At 59.7% G+C, this 17915-nt stretch carries 19 protein-coding genes and 1 pseudogene; 14 read left to right on the forward strand and 6 right to left on the reverse strand.

What is annotated here, in order from left to right; all coding sequences use genetic code 11:
• The gene (locus RW095_RS29835) at window positions 1–435 is read right to left on the reverse strand and encodes a YeeE/YedE family protein (protein ID WP_317022328.1); all 435 of its coding nucleotides are present in this window, start codon (window positions 433–435) and stop codon (window positions 1–3) included.
• Between the two features lie 191 nt (window positions 436–626).
• Here RW095_RS29835 and RW095_RS29840 point away from each other — a divergent pair.
• The 3 genes and pseudogenes from RW095_RS29840 to RW095_RS29850 form a co-directional block, all read left to right on the forward strand.
• Window positions 627–849 (forward strand): annotated as a pseudogene (locus tag RW095_RS29840) (MBL fold metallo-hydrolase); the annotation flags it as partial.
• Between the two features lie 574 nt (window positions 850–1423).
• On the forward strand, window positions 1424–2476 hold the full coding sequence (locus RW095_RS29845; protein ID WP_317022329.1) for a YncE family protein: 1053 nt from the start codon (window positions 1424–1426) through the stop codon (window positions 2474–2476).
• 256 nt (window positions 2477–2732) lie between these two features.
• Window positions 2733–4862: a hybrid sensor histidine kinase/response regulator gene (locus tag RW095_RS29850; RefSeq protein WP_317022723.1), complete on the forward strand. Its 2130-nt coding sequence runs from the start codon at window positions 2733–2735 to the stop codon at window positions 4860–4862.
• Between the two features lie 75 nt (window positions 4863–4937).
• Here the strand turns inward: RW095_RS29850 and wrbA are convergent, their stop codons facing one another.
• Window positions 4938–5540 (reverse strand): NAD(P)H:quinone oxidoreductase, encoded by a 603-nt coding sequence (gene wrbA, locus RW095_RS29855; RefSeq protein ID WP_317022330.1) that lies wholly within the window; start codon window positions 5538–5540, stop codon window positions 4938–4940.
• 767 nt (window positions 5541–6307) lie between these two features.
• Between wrbA and RW095_RS29860 the strand changes: the two genes are divergently transcribed.
• From RW095_RS29860 to RW095_RS29905, 11 genes are all read left to right on the forward strand, one after another.
• Window positions 6308–7564 (forward strand): MFS transporter, encoded by a 1257-nt coding sequence (locus RW095_RS29860; protein WP_317022331.1) that lies wholly within the window; start codon window positions 6308–6310, stop codon window positions 7562–7564.
• 258 nt (window positions 7565–7822) lie between these two features.
• Window positions 7823–8752 carry a LysR family transcriptional regulator gene (locus tag RW095_RS29865; protein WP_317022332.1) on the forward strand — a complete coding sequence of 310 codons (930 nt, stop codon included), beginning with the start codon at window positions 7823–7825 and terminating at the stop codon, window positions 8750–8752.
• Between the two features lie 114 nt (window positions 8753–8866).
• Entirely contained in the window at window positions 8867–9361 is a 495-nt protein-coding gene (locus RW095_RS29870) for a cupin domain-containing protein (protein WP_317022333.1), read from the forward strand.
• A gap of 42 nt (window positions 9362–9403) precedes the next feature.
• Entirely contained in the window at window positions 9404–10423 is a 1020-nt protein-coding gene (locus RW095_RS29875; RefSeq protein ID WP_317022334.1) for a hydroxyquinol 1,2-dioxygenase, read from the forward strand.
• Window positions 10424–10455: 32 nt separating this feature from the next.
• The gene (locus RW095_RS29880; protein WP_317022335.1) at window positions 10456–11922 is read left to right on the forward strand and encodes an aldehyde dehydrogenase family protein; all 1467 of its coding nucleotides are present in this window, start codon (window positions 10456–10458) and stop codon (window positions 11920–11922) included.
• A 7-nt stretch (window positions 11923–11929) separates the two neighbouring features.
• Window positions 11930–12997 carry a maleylacetate reductase gene (locus tag RW095_RS29885; protein WP_317022336.1) on the forward strand — a complete coding sequence of 356 codons (1068 nt, stop codon included), beginning with the start codon at window positions 11930–11932 and terminating at the stop codon, window positions 12995–12997.
• A 61-nt stretch (window positions 12998–13058) separates the two neighbouring features.
• Window positions 13059–13901 carry an intradiol ring-cleavage dioxygenase gene (locus RW095_RS29890; protein ID WP_317022724.1) on the forward strand — a complete coding sequence of 281 codons (843 nt, stop codon included), beginning with the start codon at window positions 13059–13061 and terminating at the stop codon, window positions 13899–13901.
• A gap of 5 nt (window positions 13902–13906) precedes the next feature.
• Window positions 13907–14218: a YciI family protein gene (locus tag RW095_RS29895; protein ID WP_128585575.1), complete on the forward strand. Its 312-nt coding sequence runs from the start codon at window positions 13907–13909 to the stop codon at window positions 14216–14218.
• Between the two features lie 3 nt (window positions 14219–14221).
• Window positions 14222–14557, forward strand: a complete 336-nt coding sequence (locus RW095_RS29900) for a Rieske (2Fe-2S) protein (protein ID WP_128585576.1) — start codon at window positions 14222–14224, stop codon at window positions 14555–14557.
• A 270-nt stretch (window positions 14558–14827) separates the two neighbouring features.
• Window positions 14828–15034 (forward strand): DUF6538 domain-containing protein, encoded by a 207-nt coding sequence (locus tag RW095_RS41570; RefSeq protein WP_394365206.1) that lies wholly within the window; start codon window positions 14828–14830, stop codon window positions 15032–15034.
• Window positions 14971–15480, forward strand: coding sequence for a Mov34/MPN/PAD-1 family protein (locus RW095_RS29905; RefSeq protein ID WP_317022337.1), 510 nt, complete (start codon window positions 14971–14973; stop codon window positions 15478–15480). Before RW095_RS41570 ends, RW095_RS29905 begins: the two co-directional genes overlap by 64 nt.
• A 181-nt stretch (window positions 15481–15661) precedes the next feature.
• On the opposite strand, the gene RW095_RS29910 is transcribed toward RW095_RS29905, so the two are convergent.
• The 4 genes from RW095_RS29910 to RW095_RS29925 form a co-directional block, all read right to left on the reverse strand.
• Window positions 15662–15850, reverse strand: coding sequence for a CsbD family protein (locus tag RW095_RS29910; protein WP_317022338.1), 189 nt, complete (start codon window positions 15848–15850; stop codon window positions 15662–15664).
• A gap of 291 nt (window positions 15851–16141) precedes the next feature.
• Window positions 16142–16456, reverse strand: a complete 315-nt coding sequence (locus RW095_RS29915; protein WP_317022339.1) for a hypothetical protein — start codon at window positions 16454–16456, stop codon at window positions 16142–16144.
• A 189-nt stretch (window positions 16457–16645) separates the two neighbouring features.
• The gene (locus tag RW095_RS29920; protein WP_317022340.1) at window positions 16646–17251 is read right to left on the reverse strand and encodes a copper-binding protein; all 606 of its coding nucleotides are present in this window, start codon (window positions 17249–17251) and stop codon (window positions 16646–16648) included.
• Window positions 17252–17327: 76 nt separating this feature from the next.
• Window positions 17328–17621: a hypothetical protein gene (locus RW095_RS29925; protein ID WP_317022341.1), complete on the reverse strand. Its 294-nt coding sequence runs from the start codon at window positions 17619–17621 to the stop codon at window positions 17328–17330.
• Between the last annotated feature and the right edge of the window lie 294 nt (window positions 17622–17915).

Below are 17915 nucleotides of genomic sequence, written 5' to 3' on the forward strand. Positions count from 1 at the left end.
TCAGCCTCCCAGCAGATGTCTGGACACGAATACGGTCAGAAAGCCGGTTGCCATGAATGTTGCCGTCGCGATCAGCGAACGGACGGAGCCCCGTGAGATGCCGCAGACACCGTGGCCGCTCGTGCAACCGCTCGCGTAACGCGTGCCGATGCCAACCAGAAATCCTGCGAAAAGTATCTCGGCCCACCCTGCCTGGATGTTAGGCGCTATCGGGTCGCCGAGCAGATTCGCCAGTAAAGGCGCGCCAATCAAGCCTGCAAGAAAAGCGATACGCCATCCCGGCATCTTGTGTGAGCTGCTCAGCAGGCCGCCGAGAATGCCGCTGATGCCGGCAATACGCCCGTTGAAGAGAACCAGCATCGCAGCTGCCGCGCCAATCATCAGGCCCCCCGTCAGGGATAGGCCCGGCGTAAAACTCGCCATATCAATCGACATGGTCTCTCCTCATCTTATGAATAGAATGAGTAATTTTTGAGGCGGCCATCATGCAGCCGATCGTTCAGCCGTTCTTCGACCCGGACATAGGCACGGTCAATTATGTGGTTTTCCAGTCCGGGCACCGGGAATGCGCGGTCATTGACCCGGGTTCTCGACTACGGCCAAAAGGCAGGACGCACTGCAACGAAGGCCGTGGACTCGCATGGGAGACTACGGTGCTCCCGCAGCGCGCACATAGCATTCATGTGCCTGACGGCGTCACAGAAGGACAGTTCGTAAGCATGCGCGATGCAACGCCGGCGACGCCCGTGTTCATCCTGCCTTCTGTGCAGGTGAATATCCGGGCCGGCGACTTGCCTCTGCCGAGGAAACGGCACCCGCTACCTGAAGTTTCCCTTAAACGCACTTTGATTCAACGCTACGCTGGTCCGAGTAGATCGAGTCGGCAGGCTGGGACCGTTGCGGCACTCGTCAAAGCATACGACGGCGCGGCGTTGTGCGAACCATGAGCTCATTGAAGCGTCCCTGGTTCTTGTTTTTCGCTGAAGACAGCAGGAAGGGCCGAGCTCGCGCGGGCGCGGGCCTGGAAAAGGCAGTCACGGATAGGTGGATTTTGCCCGGACGTACGACGCGGCCATCCAATGCTGTCTCTTCGGAACCCTGTCTGGTGTTGGACCTGCTTCCGTTGGGTTACTCTCCTTGAGTACTGACACTCGTGCAAAGGTCTCCGCCCTAAAAGAGTTCCATCCTATCTATGGCTTTATATGTCAGGAAAGTCTTTGATTGAAGAAGATGCAAAGACATATCCAGCGAATGGCTTTAGCCGGCACACAATCTAAAATTCAGAGCGCCGCCGTTGAACGCATCGCCGTGCTGGCATCGGCACCTGACGTACGACGCGCTCTATGCGTGGTGCCGCTATTGCCAGAGCGGAGAGCACGGCTGGCCGCCCGCCGTGCATGAATGATGGCGCCGGAGTGAAATCATGGTCCTGCCGAGTACCTCGTCCACGGTGCGAGCCCTCGCTGTCACGGTTCTCGCGATTGCCGTTCTTGCATCTGTCCCGGTCAGTCCGGCGAGCAAGGACGAAGCGTTCGAAGCCTCCAACCTGCCCCTGCAAAAAGTCGCGGACATTCCGCTTGGCGGGAACACAACCCGCTTCGATTACGAAAGCTTCGACGCCACCAGACACTTGCTGTTTATCGCGCACCTGGGCGATAGCGAAGTTGTCGTCTTCGACACTGAGTTGTCTCGCGTGGCTGGACGCGTGGCCGACGTCAGTTCTGTCCACGGTGTGCTGGCCATTCCTGAGTTAGGACGCGTCTATGCATCGGCCACCGGACGCAATGAGATCGACGTCATCGATATGGCGACGCTGCGCATAATTGCTCGCATCCCGACGGGCACATACCCGGACGGGATAGCCTATGCGCCAGACGCGCACAAGCTCTATGTTTCCGACCAAACCGGTGGCTCGCAGACAGTCATTGACGTGACTTCGAACCGACGGGTCGCAATCATCCCGCTTAACGGTGAGGCGGGCAATACGCAGTACGACCCGAGCTCAAAGCACATTTTCGTCAACGTCCAGACGCGCAATCAGCTGGTGGAAATCGACCCCGCCAGTGACAGGATTGTCGCGCGTATAGATGTGCCGGGCGCCAAGGGGAACCACGGGCTGCTAATAGACGCGGGCCACGGACTCGCATTCATCGCGTGCGAGGGAAACGACCGACTTGTCGTTCTCGATCTGCGCACGATGCGTGTGTCGTCGTTGTTCGAGGTCGGAAAGGACCCGGACGTGCTGGCGTACGACGCATCACTCCATCTTTTGTACGTCGCGGGCGAAGCGGGAGTTCTCTCGATGTTTCGGGTAGAAGCCGGCGCAATCTCCAAGCTGGGCGACATTCATGTCGGCCCAAATGCGCACGTCGTCGCTGTAGACCAAAAGACACATCGTATCTACGTTCCGCTCAGGAGCTTAGGCGGGCGGACGATGCTGCGCATTCTCGAACCCAAACGCCAGGATGCCGGTTGATGTCGTGTGTCGCTGCAAAGGCAAGCCACAGCACGCGTGGCGCCCAATCACCCGCCCCACGCGGTGCTCAAGCCGTCCGGGATAATCGTGAACAGTCGAACGCACGCGATTCAAGGGACGATGTGTGAAACGGTTCACTAACCTGAAAATTCCCGGCTGATATCTTCCCGCAGTACCATGGGCATGGGCAGCAATGAACGACTTGCGGGAGCCTCCGACCTTGTCAGTCGACAACAACAGTGAGCCGGATGTGCCGATGCCGTCGCGCAACTTTGTGGTAACGCGACGCGTGCTTGTCATCGTTCTGGTTTTGTCGGTTGTCGTTCCGCTTGGCTGTCTCGCAGGCTATGGGTACTTTGACTTCCAGCGGCGCGTCGCAGACGCGAGCGACATCGTGGACCGCCTGACCAGGGTTGCCCAGGAACACGCGCTAAAGGTTGTCGATATGAACAACGAAATCGGCACGCGCATCGTCGAGCTTCTCAATGATGACGATGACGCGGAAGTCCGCAAACACGAGGGTCGCATATATGGCAGGCTCAACACAATTGCAGCGGACTACCCCCAACTTGCTGCGATATCTGTGTTCGGCACAAACGGTGATCTGTTGGCAAGCAGCCGTTTCTTTCCTGCGCCGCGAATTTCCATCGCCGGACGCGAAGATTTTCGAGCGGCACTTGCGTCGGCGCCGGCCCCCTATTTCTCCAGGCCGTTATCGGGCAAGGTTATGCAGTCGGACGTCTTCACGACAAATATGGCCCGAGTCCGCAACGACACAGATTTTCTGGGCGTCGTCTCCATCGCGCTCAAGCGACAGTATTTCAGCGAATTCTACGCGGACCTGACTAACAACAACTCCGCGTTGCTCGTTGGGCTTTACCGCCAGGACGGGACCATTCTGGCCAGACTTCCGGACGTGGGGGGCCTGCGCAATCCGGCGCCGAATACCCCCTTTACCACAGCGCTTGCGGACGCGGTGCAAGCTGGCCGGGTCGATATGATTTCGACCGTTGACGGTGTCGAGAGAATCCTGTCGTTTCGGCGCGTGGGACGGTATCCACTTTATGTCGCCAGCGGCTACGCCACGGCAGCAATACATGACCAAGGGCGCAAACATCTGGCCATCGTGGCTATGTTCACGCTCGCACCGTGCGTTGGACTCTGGGCGCTGATTGTTTTCTCGCTTCGTCAACTGCGAGCTGAGGAAGCGGCATGGAATCACTGGAAAAACGAGTGGACACGGCGTGCATCTGCCGAAGCTTCGAGCCGTCAGTTGCGGCGCATGGGGGCGCTGGGAAATCTTGTCGCGCGAGTGGCTCACGACTTCAACAATCTGCTGATGGTCGTGGCGGCAAATATGGAACTGGCGACCCGAAAAAACTATGCGAATGTAAAAAAAGAGGTCACCGCGGTGAAGCGAGCCACAGTGGGGGCGGAAGAACTTGCCCGCAGACTGATGAGCGTCGCCCGCAAACAGCCGCTGAAGCATGAAGTCGTCGACTTGCCCGCATGGCTCGTGAGCGCCAGTAGCATCATTGGCACAGCGCTGACAGAAAGAATCGATTTCACTTTGGACGTAGCGCCGGATACCTGGCTAGTTAAGATAGACGTAACCGAACTGGAGTCAGCGATTCTGAACATCGCCGTCAACGCGAGAGATGCCATGCCCGATGGAGGCGTCTTTTCCATCCGATGCAGCAACGTCCGGGGCGCGCAATTCAAGAATGGACTACCCCCCGGAGAGTACGTGTTGTTAGCGCTTTCCGATACCGGACAGGGGATGCCTCCATCGGTGAAGGAGCACGCGTTTGAGCCGCTTTTTACCACCAAAGCACTTGGCGCGGGCACCGGTCTCGGGCTTGCACAGGTATTAGCCACATGCGAGCAGTCCGGTGGAACAGCGATGATAGAGAGCGAGCCAGGTAAAGGAACGACTCTCAAACTTTTCTTGCCTCGCTATCAAGGGGCAGAAAGTTTGGTAGAAGTGGCTTTGCCCGAACCCATTGCTGCGGCGCCTACGCCGCAGCATGTGTTCGTCGTAGAAGACAACCAGGAGGTGGCCGCCGGAATCTGCGCCGTCCTGGAGGTGCTCGGATGCACGGTACGACACGTCATGAGGGCCGACGAAGCGCTTGAGGTGCTCGTCAGCGGTGCCGCATTTGACTTCATACTTTCGGACGTGCATCTGCCCGGAAAGATGAGCGGTATCGACTTTGCCGAACATGTCCGGAGCAGATGGCCGGCGCAGAAGTTTGCGTTGATGACCGGCTACGCTGATGAACTTGAGCGCGCAAAGCTGGGCGGGGTGATTGTCCTGGCAAAGCCGTTCAATATCGACGAACTGAGCCTGCTACTGACCAACAGCAGTACAGTCGCCCGGGTATAGCGCGCGAGAATGGGGCGCATCCGCGCCCCGCCTTGGCGCATGTCCGGGCCGCGACTTGAGCACGCGGGGTCAGCGTCAGGATGCCAGCTTCGCCGCCAGTTCCGCGACGTGCTTGCCCTGGTAACGGGCGATGTCCAGTTCGTTCGCGCTCGGTTGGCGGCTGCCGTCGGCACCTGCAAGCGTCGTCGCACCGTAAGGTGTGCCGCCGGTGATTTCGTCCATCTTCGTGAGACCCGCACACGCGTACGGAACGCCGACGATGACCATCCCGTGATGAAGAAGCGTCGAGTGGAACGACGAGATTGTGGTTTCCTGGCCTCCGTGCTGCGTGCCGGTCGACGCGAAAACACTACCAATCTTGCCGATGAGTGCGCCCTTCATCCACAGGCCGCCGGTCTGGTCGAGAAAATTGCGCATTTGCCCGGCCATATTACCGAAGCGCGTCGGGGTCCCGAAGATGATTGCGTCATAGTCAGCGAGTTCGTCGATGGTAGCCACGGGCGCGGCCTGGTTCAGCTTGATGCCAGCTGCCATTGCCTGCTCGGCGGGAATCGTTTCGGGTACACGCTTGAGCGTCACGCTCGCGCCGGCGAACGACATCGCACCTTCAGCGATAGCATTCGCCATCGTCTCAATGTGACCGTAGGACGAGTAATACAAGACCAGAATCTTAGGCATTGAAGTTCTCCAGGTTTGCATGGCGACCCTGAGGGTCGGTTGAGACGGTTGTCAGACGAGGTGCATGCAATTCCCCCCACTGAAAGTCCAGGACGTGCGCTCCCCTCTTCGCTCGGTAAGGCGTACTGAGCTTGTCAATTTGAGCCAACGTAGTGTTGTCAGCAAGGTCAACGCTCGAAGTGGGCTCGGTACGTACGACAATTTCCATGCCCCGCGCGGTTTGGTTCCCGAGGGTGCGTGTAGGCGACATCGCGTACTGCTCGCGAAGGTTACGCGAACACCATCTGTAGTCAATGGCATATCGCGTTACTGTCTGTCACGTTTTAGTTGACGCGGTGCTTGTGGGAAGCGGTACAAAGATCTCTCCTGGCTGGGCGAGTGGCTCAACGATTTCATCCGGATCCTGCGCCTGTCGGAACATGTTGTCACCCCCAGCGTGGCCCCTTGTATGTCCACGAGGGATTCCCCCAAGGAAGCGGAAATCACTGTATTGCCTTCGGCACGACATTCGTGCCGCTCTTTTCAGTGGGCGCCTGGCGCAATGTCGCCATCGATTATTTGCGTATCGCAAATGGCGTGTTCGCTCGTTGTTCCATACCCGAAAACAGAGTTTGCTCCTATTGTCGTGACGTCGGCGAATTGAAATTCACCGCCTCGGTCGGTGGTCGACCATCCTTGCGATTGACGTCGCACACACAAGACATCGGAGCTGGCTACGCGCAAATGCCCCAGGGGCGCGCGGATGACCAGCGTCCACGGAGACAGACATGAAATCAACCGGATGGGATTCATCCTACGAATGGAAAGCGGTGACGCTGCTGGCGCTTGGCTTTGGGCTCGTTGGCCTGGACCGCTGGCTAATTGCTCCGCTGTTTCCGTCGATCATGAAGGACCTCAACCTCAATGCGCAGGACGTGGGCAATTGCATCGGCGTCCTCGGCCTGTCCTGGGGTGTTTTCGCTGCACTGATGGGCGGCATCTCGGACAAGGTCGGCCGCAGGAAGGTCCTCATACCTGCCATCATCGCTTTCTCGCTGCTCTCCGGGTTTTCGGGGCTCGCGGGCGGTCTCTTTGGTCTGATAGCCATCCGCAGCCTGATGGGCGTCGCAGAGGGCTCCTTCTGTCCCACGAGCTTCGCGGCCACGGCCGATGCGTCGCATCCGCGGCGTCGGGGCTTGAACCTCGGACTCCAGCAAAGCGGCTTCGCGCTGTTCGGATTAGCGTTGTCGCCCATTATCGCCACACAGCTGCTCAGTTTCGGGACGTGGCGATGGGTGTTTGCCCTTGTGGCCATACCTGGTCTGGTTCTCGGGGCGATTATGTTCTTCGTCATCCGTGAACCGAAGGCGACGAGGCGGCCGGGACCGTCGGAACATGCGCCGGCGTCTCTCGGGCATGTACTCAAGAATCGGAACATCGTCGTCGCAATGGGCGCACTGTGCTGTGCGATGACCGGTGTGTTCGTTCTCGGCGCGCTGCTGCCGCTTTACCTCACTGGATACCTGTCGCTGGATACACAGAAGATGGGTCTCGTCGTCTCGGCCATCGGCTTCGGTGGCTTTCTGGGGCAGTTCGGGTTGCCCGGTCTATCAGACGTGGTCGGCCGTCGTCTTGCAAGCATCGTTGGCTTTGCGGGCACTGCAGTCATGCTCTATATCTTCCGCGGCCTCGGCCCCCAGCCCATGGTGCTATTCGCAGTACTGTTCGTTGCTTCGTTCTTCACGCTCGGCCTGGTCTCACTGCTGTCCGGCCCGGTGGCGACCGAGGCCGCGCCAATCGGCCTTGTCTCGACGTCCATTGGTGCGGTCGTCGGCGTGGGCGAAATTTTCGGGGGAGGCATCGCCCCTGCCATGGGCGGGTACGTCGCAGCGCACTTTGGTATCCAGAACATCCTTTGGCTGCCGATGGTTGCAGTTGTCCTTGGCATTCTGGTCAGCATGTTTCTGAAGGAAACCGCACCGGCCGTCCTCCAGCGTCGCTTGGACGTGCGACCGGAGGTGGCCGCAGCAGAGCAACCGCGGTAATTGCCTCGTGTGTGCCGGGACGGGCAAGCAGCGATGTCAGCGCTTGAAAGAGGAGCGATGCAACTCTCCATGCAAGTGCCACTACCTCGGAAGTAACCCTCTCCAGTACCGGGGCAACGTGGACAGCTAATCGGCGGCACTCCCGCACAAGCGGCATGCGGGCTTGAAATCAACGTGAAAATACCTGACGTCTTTTGCAGACGCAGCGAGCCTTCTTGTACATATAATTTTACGTTTTCGCTGACGAGAAGGCGCGGTATGGACCGGTTCCTGAGCATCGAGGCATTCGTAAGAGTCGCGGAGGCGAGCAGCTTCGCGGAAGCCGCCAGGCAGTTAGGTGTGACAAGTTCAGTGGTGACGAACCGCATTCAGCAGTTGGAGAAGTTTGTGAATGCGCCGCTCTTCCATCGAAGCACGCGTCATGTGCGGTTATCCGAAGTTGGCGAGGCCTTCTATCGCGAGTGCGCCGAGGTGGTTGGCCGTGTCAATGAGTTGACTGACCAGATGCGCGAACTTCGCGCGACGCCGACCGGACGACTACGTATCCAGATGCTTCCAGGTTTCGCGCTCGGTCACTTTGGTGCTCCGTTGGTTGAATTCAATCGACGATACCCGGGCATCCAGCTCGACATTATTGTCAACGACCGAGTCGTAGACCCTGTCGAAGAGGGATTCGACATCGCCTTCCAGATTTTCCCGCCGATTTCGGAATCACTCATCGAGCGGCGGCTATTCACCGTGCGCCGCCTCTTTTGCGCTTCGCCCGCTTACCTTGCAGAGCATGGTGCCCCGCAACATCCGCGCGAATTATTGCAGCACACAACAGCACTCTATTCGGGCTACCCCTCACGCAACCGCTGGACGATGACCCACGGCGAAGAGGTGGTCGAAATGGAGTTGCCAGGCATGATTCGCTCAAATTCGGTGCACTTGCTGCGGGAATATGCGCTTGCAGGTGGGGGCCTTGTTTGTCTGCCAACTCTTGTTGCAAGCGACGCGCTTGTTGCCGGTACGTTGCTGCCCGTCTTGAGCGAATATCAACTGGCGCCCCTTAGCTTCGCAGCGGTCTACCCCGAGACCCAGCGACAGGCCTTGAAGGTCAAGGCGTTGGTCGAATTCCTGGTCGAACACATTGGAAACGAGCCCGCATGGGACGCACCCCTGCTGGAGCGTGGCTGGGTGCGGTGAACCGCTTGATTATTCGGGAAACGCAAACGCCGCAGTCGCCGTACCGTAGCTTGTTGCTGCCGCCCCTTGCCCCTAAAGTTGAACGTAACAAGCGGTTCAACACAGGAGACAGCAATGACCGACACGGCATACCACACCGTCTTTGGCTCGCTCGACAGCTACAGGAAGGGTCAGATTGAAATCACTAGCGGCAGCGCTCATCACTACGCCTTCTCGAATGTCTTCGACGTGGCATCCAGATCGGCCCCCTACGTTAAGGTGGTCGCCGGCAAGAATCTCGAATATGTCATTGAAGTGATGCGTACAGAAGGCCAGTCGCCATGGTTCGCCTGCGCACACGACGAGTTCACCATTCAGATGGATGGCGAAGTCCAAATCGAATTCATCAAGCTCGATGTCCCGCCAAAGTCAGGCCGAGGGACCGTGAATGCTGGTGCGCAGCCCGCTGGCCGCAAGATGGGGCACGTTGTCCTGCGCAAGGGGCATCAAGCGCTGCTTCCCGCCGGCTGTGCATACCGCTTCACTGCCGCCGAACCCGGCGTCGCACTGGTGCAGACGATTCTAGGTGAGCTGTCCGTAGAAAGGTGGGCAGACATCTGTCTCCATTGACCCTTGCGACAGCCGCTATTCGAATATCCCAGGAGACAAGTTATGGCCACCCTCGAAAACTTCGACAATCCCGCAGGCTTTGCTGCCGATACGGTACGCTCCAGCGAACCCAGTCCCGTCACCGGTTACCGCAGCTTCCAGCTCGGTGAATTCAATTTCCTGCGTGACGAGTACTTCGTGAAAATCAGCTGGCCGGCGAAAGGACAGACTCGCACGCACGCTGTGCCGGCGGACGCATTCCTTCGGGCGATGATGCGTGATGTGGCGTGGGGCTTCTTTTATGGCTGGGTCAATTTCGACCACGTTTTCGGCACTCGCAACCATTACGGCAAGGTGGACGTTTACGCGGGCACCTTCAACGGTATTCTGAAAGAGGCCGGGGTCGACTACACCGAGACCTTTGAGACGCCGACCATCATGGCAACCTTCAAAGCTATGCTGCATGACTGGACGAACGAAGGGTTCGACCCATTCGCGGCCCCAGACGAAACCGGCACGGCATTCGGACGTAAGCACGGGGACAACGGTTCGGCAATCGAACGCACACGCATCGCGACGCGCCGGATGCCCGGCCTTGAAGGTGACTCGCCGTTGCGCGACGAGTTACCCGTCAACCGCGCCTTCCTGGACGTCGCCCAGGACGAGCCGGAAGTTCACGTCGAGCCGGGCTTCGAAGGCGAACTGCACGCCTTCAACCTCTTCAAATATCTTTCTCGCTCTGACGTGACGTGGAATCCCTCAGTGACGTCGGTTTGCGGCCCCAGCCTGTTTTGCCCGACCACCGAAGAGTTCATTCTGCCGGTGTTTCATGGCAATGACCGCGTCGAATGGTTTCTGCAGTTGTCCGATGAAATCGTATGGGATATCGGCGACAAGAACACCGGCGCGCCCCGTGCGCGAATCACAATGCGTGCAGGCGATATATGCGCGATGCCCGCCGACATCCGGCATCAAGGCTACTCGACGAAGCGCTCAATGCTGCTGGTCTGGGAGAACGCGACGCCGGACCTTCCCCAGCGATACGAGAGTGGCGAGCTTGCTCCCTACCCTATCGAGTTCTAAGCGGCAGGCCAGCAATATATCCAGGACGATTCATGCAAAACCAACTTTTCATCGACGGGCGCTTCGTTGACGCCCTTGACGGCGAAACCATTGACGTGCTCAATCCGCACGACGGCTCGCTTATCACCAGAATTGCCGCGGCTACTGCGGCGGATGTGGACCTGGCCGTCGAAGCGGCAACCCGCGCGTTTCCAAAATGGTCGGCCATGCCGGCAGCCGAGCGCGGCCGTCTGTTGCTGCGCCTTGCCGACGCTATCGAGGCGAATGCAGAGGAGTTGGCGCAGCTCGAATCGCTGGACACTGGCCACCCGATTCGCGATTCGCGCTCGCTGGACGTTCCCCGCACGGCGGCCTGCTTTCGCTACTTTGGCGGCATGGCCGACAAGCTTCAGGGCTCCGTGATTCCCGTTGAAACGGGCTTTCTTAACTATGTGCAGCGTGCCCCCATCGGCGTCGTGGGCCAGATTGTTCCCTGGAACTTTCCGCTCATGTTCACGAGCTGGAAGATGGGCCCCGCACTTGCCGCAGGCAACACAGTAGTACTGAAGCCGTCGGAAATCACGCCGCTCTCCACTCTGCGTATCGTGGAACTCATGGCCGAGGTCGGCTTCCCCGCGGGCGTCGTGAATATCGTCCCGGGCTATGGACACACGGCCGGTCAGCGGCTCGCCGAACACCCCGGCGTTGGCAAGATTGCGTTCACGGGTTCGACGGCGACGGGCCGACGAATTGTCGAAGCGTCGCAAGGCAACCTGAAGCGTGTTCAACTGGAGTTGGGAGGCAAGGGCGCCAACATCGTATTCGAAGATGCCAGCCTCGATGCTGCCATCAACGGCGCAGCCTGGGCCATCTTTCACAACCAGGGACAAGCCTGTATCGCGGGCTCGCGTCTCGTCCTGCACGAACGCATCGCGGATGAGTTTCTCGAGCGATTCGTATCGCTGGCATCGTCGGTCCGTGTCGGCAATCCGCTCGATGACAATACAGAGATGGGGCCGCTGACGTCGAAACAACACCTGGACCGCGTGCTCTCCTTCGTCGACGTGGCTCGGGCGCAAGGCGGCCGTGTTCTTGGCGGCGGAAGCGCTCCCCAGGACCCGACGCTCGCCAATGGTTACTATGTCCGCCCCACGGTCATCGAAGCAAAGAGCGTGTCCGACCGCGTCGCTCAGGAAGAAGTGTTCGGCCCATTCGTCACGGTGTTGCGCTTCGGTAGCGATGAGGAAGCGCTGTCCATCGCGAACTCAACAGAATATGGTTTGGGCAGCGGCCTCTGGACGAACGACCTGTCCCGTGCCCACAAGATGGCGTCGCAAATCAATGCTGGCATGTGCTGGATTAACTGCTACAAGCGCGTCAATCCCGGCAGCCCATTCGGCGGCGTAGGCAAGTCTGGCTACGGTCGCGAGATGGGGTTCGAGGCGATGCATGACTACACGGAAGCGCGGTCGGTATGGGTCAACGTCGACGGTAAAGTGCCGCCGCACTTCAATCGCTGAGGTCTTCATGGAGCGCTTTGTCTACCAGGGTAGCCCTTCCCGGGTGGTTTTTGAATGGGGCGCGCTCGACAAGCTGCCGGATGAGCTGGCAAGGCTCGGTGCGGGCCGCGCGCTGATTCTATCGACACCTGAGCAGCGCCCTCTCGCTGACAGGGTAAAGGAAGTGTTGGGCGAGCGCGCGGCGGGTGTCTATCCACATGCGGTCATGCATGTCCCGGTCGAAGTGGCGCGCGCGGCCCGCGAGACGGCCAGCGAACTCGGCGCTGACTGCTGCATTGCGATCGGTGGTGGCTCAACGATCGGGTTGGGCAAGGCAATCGCACTTGAGTCCTCGTTGCCTATCCTCGCCGTGCCGACGACTTACGCCGGCTCCGAGATGACACCGATTTTTGGCCTCACGGAAGGTCGGCTGAAGCGCACTGGACGCGACGCACGGGTACTGCCCCGTACGGTGCTTTACGACCCGTCCTTGACGTTGTCCCTGCCGTCGGGCATCTCGGCGGCTTCTGGCATTAACGCGATGGCGCACGCCGTCGAAGCGCTCTATGCGGAAGACGCGAATCCGGTCATCAGCTTGATGGCGGAGGAAGCCATTCGTGCGCTCGGCGAGGCACTCCCCGTTGTGGTTCGCGCTCCGCAGGACCGCTTGATGCGCAGCCGGGCGTTATACGGTGCCTGGCTTGCCGGGACGTGCCTCGGCGCAGTCGGGATGGCATTGCACCACAAGCTCTGTCACACCCTCGGCGGCACCTTCAACCTGCCGCACGCCCAAACCCACGCTGCAATGTTGCCTCATACCGCGCATTACAACCATGCCGCCGCGCCAGAGGCGCTACGCCGCGCCGCGCGGGCGTTGGGTGGGATCGAAGCGGACGAAGCAGGTCCGCTGCTGTTCAAGCTGAACGCGCAGCTCGGCATCTCGCCAGCGCTCTCGGACATTGGGATGCCGCAGGACGGCCTCGATGAAGCTACTGAAATCGCTTGCAAGAACCCGTACGCAAACCCGCGTCCGATAGAGCGAGCGGCGATTCGCGAGCTGCTTCAGGACGCGTGGCAAGGGCGCGCCCCGCACTGAGTTACCACGAACGAGAACGGAGACAGACGTGACCCACGAAGAACATCAGGATAGCGGTGCCATGCTGACGGAGCAGGTCGTCGCCAGTTTCGAGAACACTCCGAATCCGCGCTTGCGGGCCTTGATGCAGAGCCTGGTGCGCCACCTGCACGCATTCGTGCGCGAGACGGAACCGACCGAGGCCGAGTGGATGACGGCGATTCGATTTCTGACCGAGACCGGAAAGATGTGCGATGACGTCGTTCGCCAGGAGTTCATCCTGTTGTCGGACACGCTCGGCGTGTCGATGCTGGTAGACGCAATCAATCATCGATACGCGACGGGGGCGACCGAAACGACCGTGTTCGGGCCGTTCTACATGGAGGGAATGCCGGAGCGAACTTTCGGCGAGAATATGGCACACACACCTGGCGAACCAGTCGTCGTGCGGGGTCGCGTGCTTACCATCGACGGCGCTCCGATAACCGACGCCGTGCTCGACGTGTGGCAGACGGCGCAGAACGGCATGTATTCCGGGCAAGACACGCAACAGCCTCACGGTAACCTGCGCGGCCGTTACCGGACCGACGCGGAAGGCCGCTACGCAATCACCACGATATTGCCGGTCAGCTATCCCATCCCGACAGATGGGCCTGTGGGAAAGATGCTCGACGCCACTGGGCGCCACCCCTGGCGTCCCGCGCATCTGCACTTCATGATCGAGGCGCCCGGCTACCGCACCCTTGTGACCCATCTTTTCGACGAGAGCGACCCGTATCTGAAGTCTGACGCAGTCTTCGGCGTTAAGCCATCGCTCATGGTCGAATATCGTCAGCGGGATGCGCATGACCAACTCGCGCGTCAGTTCGAATTGAGCGGTCCATACCGCGAAGCGACGTATGACTTTACCCTCGACAGGGGCTGATTGAAATGGCTCGATTCTTCGCGGTCTTCGCTACTGACCAGCCTGGTATGCGCGATGTGCGCGATCGTGTGCGTCCAAGCCATCGGACTTACCTGCGGTCGGCCGCGCAGCACGGTGTCTATGTGCGACTCGGCGGCCCGACGCTGGAACCGCTGTGCGACGCAATGAACGGGACGCTCCTGGTCGTTGAGGCAGACGACATCAATGCCGTCATGCAATTCGTAGGGAACGACCCATATATGAAAGAAGGCCTTTTTTCACGAGTGGAAGTGCGGCCGTGGGACTGGAGCTTGGGAAACCCCGAGCGAAGAGTGTGAGTCATGAGTGCGAGACAACTGTGCCGCTTCTCCGATATCCCCGACGGCGGTGCGCGAGTAATCGACGAGGCATGCATCGGTCGCCCTGTCATTGTGGTACGGCGAGCCGAGCAGGTGTGGGCGTATGTGAATCGATGCCCACACTTTTCAGTACCGCTCGATTTTGTACCGGGTAGCGTTTCATGTTACCGGTCGCAAGTATTGATGTGCGCCCATCACAGCGCGCTGTTCAGATTCAATGATGGATTTTGTATCGAGGGGCCATGTGCAGGGGCGGCATTAGAAGGCGTGCCTGTCGAGGTCGATTCGTCCGCATGGATCGTTTGTTTGGCCCCTTAGTACAAACGGTAGCGAATTGAGTTGTACCGCGGGTAATCGGTCGAGCAGGCCGCATCAAGCTTGAACGACACTGTCTTCCCGCTGTGCTCCGCGAATGCTCAGACCAGCGAAGGCACTGCGAGTCGTTCTGATAACTGCGAATAGCACATTCGTACTCTCGAAACCTCAAAACCTACAAGTGTATAGCGGCTGTCGAGGCTTATGACCACGGGTGAACTACCATAAGAGTGATTCGGCCTGCGGGAGCAACCAATACCGCAAAAGTCGCATGTGCTGGTCCGGCGCGATCCACGCATCCCGTACTTCCGAAGGTCAATACCGAAGACCCTGCGTGCCCGGCTCGGCCGCCGTGAATTCATCTGTTCATTGCGAACGTCCGAAGCACCGGACGTCGCCGCGAGTGGAGATATTCGATGGACGACCGATTTGACAGACGAGAACTTCTACTTCACCTCGGGGACATGCTCGAAGCCTTGAGCTGTTTGGCCCGGACAGGCGCGCCCCACACGCCGGTGGTGCAGCTTGCAAAGGAAGAGGATTTGATTCGGGACTTCGAGTTCCTCGGTGTGCTTGCCCCGAAGATGACGGTGGACGAACTCAGTGCACGCGTCGCCAGCGCGTTCTTCCTGTGGCCGAAGGAACTGCTCGATACCGAACTCAACCGCACAGCTCTCGCGTCAACCGTTCAACACGAACTCTTTGACGGCAACCTTGACGGCTGGAGCGCCTATGTCGCTCAAATCCAGAAGAAGGTAAAGTGGTTCGGGACGGGGCTCCCCGAGACGAAACCGAACGTCCCGGACGAACGGGGGCACGATACCGCGGAGCAAGTCACTCCGGTCGGGGCCACGCCGTCCGCCAGGCGGAATGCGCCCGGGGCGCGAAAAGGGTGGCCTTGGCCCGACCCAAAGACAGCACGCTAACTGCTGCCCTCGCGGCCTTTGGGACGGGTTCAAGGTCGTCAGCACGCCCGAGCCCTGGCGACAGCATCGTCAACGGCAGAGCTGTCTCGTGAAATGGACTGGCGACCAACTTCACCAGCGGCCGCCTCACGAAACCTTTGACGCTCGTCAATGCGTTCAGCCAAGCCCCGGGCGCAGGCGGTTAGTGGTGACGCTTCGTGCTGTCCTTCGCCGCTTCCCTGGCATCACCGACATCTTTTCTGGCCTGTCCCGCCGCTTGCTCGACGTCGCCTTTCAGTTCCCGGGACGGCCTGCCCGTGACCTTGCCGATTGCCTCGTTGACCTTGCCCTTCATCTTTTGAGCAACGCCTTTGACCTGGTCCTTGTTCATGATGCAGTCCTCCAAAAATACGGCCCGCGTCGCGCTAACCACATTGCGACACTATCAGTATAGGAAAAGCGCTCCGGTTAGCGAAGTAGAACGCCTGGAAGGACACGCGTCCTGTGGACGCGGTACGGCAGAAGCGCAGTGAAGTTACGGTGCGCCCGGACGGCGCGAGAGTCGCCTCCATCGCTCGTTTATTGCGGCAACGAATCGCCAGTTGCGTAGTCGAAAGGCGGCGATGTCGCGTCGACGTGAGCCTGTAGCGGTGGCGACGCCGCGTGCAACCCGCTGTCACTGTTACTGGTTGTTTTGCCCGGAGCCGTTCCGTGGTGCGTTGACGTCGCTGTTCGCGCCACTCCGGGTACCCATATTCAGACCATTGGCCTTGCCGCGGTTCGATTGTGCCGTCGGCCGGCTATTGCGCGCCTCACCGACGCCATTGCTAGTGACATCCCGAGAACCGTCTGCCTTGCCGTTCGGGGCCTTCGTCAAACCGGCGCCGGCACCGGGCGTTGCGGTCCCGCCAGCGGTGCCGCCGGGTTGTGCGTATGCTACGGCCGACAGGGCGACCGCGAGAACTGAAGCGCAAAATGTTTTACCGATGACTTTCATGGCTCCTCCCGGGAAGAAGATGTCTCGTGCAAGCGTCTGCCGCCCGCATGAGCTTAGGTGGTGCATAGTTCGTGCCTCGGGTCGCTGACTGTTCGCGGTTGGCAAGGCAAAACAGCCACCGAGTCCCAGCACAGTCTGACGACGCGTTGCGCACCATTTCGACAGATAGGAGCGTCACCGGTCAGCACCTTACTGAGGAGCGGTCCCAACACGCTCAACCGAAGTTGCGCGGGCAGCGACGAATTTCGCGCGGACCGAATCACCGACTTTCAGACCGCCAAGAGAACAATCTGGGGCAACGTCGAATTCCTCAGTCAGAGTCGGGCCGCGCAATGTGACCTCCCGTTTCTTCCGGTCGATTTTTAGCACCGTCGCCAGCAACTCCACGCTTTGGGTCGAACTGGCTTCCCCATCCTGTGTTGGCTGCACAACTTCGGTTTCGATTCGCTCGCGGATGCCACTCGATGCGGCCTTGGCCACATGAGTCAGAATTGCGTTTCTATATGCGATTTTCACCGTGTCCCCCAAGTGAAAATCTTCGAGTTCTATGACGTCCGGGCTGATTTCAATCACGGCCATTTCGCCGCGCGTGTCGCGCAAGGTCACGCTGTTGTGTAGCGTGTCGATCCCTGTGATGCGTGCCTGAATATGCCGTAGCGCGCTCACACCGGCTGCTTGGCCCGACGTCCGGAAGCTAACGTCCTGGGAAAAGGCCGGCGGAAGTAGAACCGGGCCAACCAGGATAAGCGCAGCGACGATGCCGATGCGGGAGGCGCGCGTTCTGTATTCACTCATGTCCGCTTGCTCTCCGGTTTCCAAAGCGGGAGCGTACCTCCCGGTTGCAGAGGCACGTCCCGTCGGCAAGCTGCTGTCAGTAGGCCTTCTTCATACCGCTGCCCGACGCGGGCGAATCCATTGCTCCCTTCTTCTGCGTCTTCGGCTTCATCTGCTTTTGCGACATGTCGCCCGACTGTCCCATCGTGTTTGCGCCAGACGCGCCAGATGGTGACTCCGTTGCCCCTTTTGCATTCGGCGTTCCCATTCCAGTGCCGCCCTGGCCTGCACCCGCGCCGCCCCCACCACCACCCGCTCCTTGCGCGTAGACGGCACCAGACAAGCTCAGGACTAGCGCAGAAAACAGGAATCCTCTCGCAGCGATTCGCATGACGGTCTCCCTCGTATGCAAAGCGAAGCTGTAACCCGGGTGGGTCCGGCCCGCTGCATTGGACGCCGCAATTTCTGTTCCGCTGTTGGCCATGGCGTGGGTTAGTGGTACGGGGTCAACCGTCTCTGTTTTGTCCATGGGAGCTTACCCGCCGCGGTCGTGGCCGTAGGGCATGGGAGACAGTGACGGCAACGCGGGCAGTCGGTACGAATGAGGCCAACGGTTTTGCACCGGCCGTCCGTAGCTGATACATAATTCGTCATTAACCAGGAACGAAGGCTGTGGGCGAGTTAC

The sequence above is a fragment of the Paraburkholderia kirstenboschensis genome (assembly GCF_032806925.1).
In the GTDB taxonomy this organism is placed as follows: Bacteria; Pseudomonadota; Gammaproteobacteria; order Burkholderiales; family Burkholderiaceae; genus Paraburkholderia; species Paraburkholderia kirstenboschensis.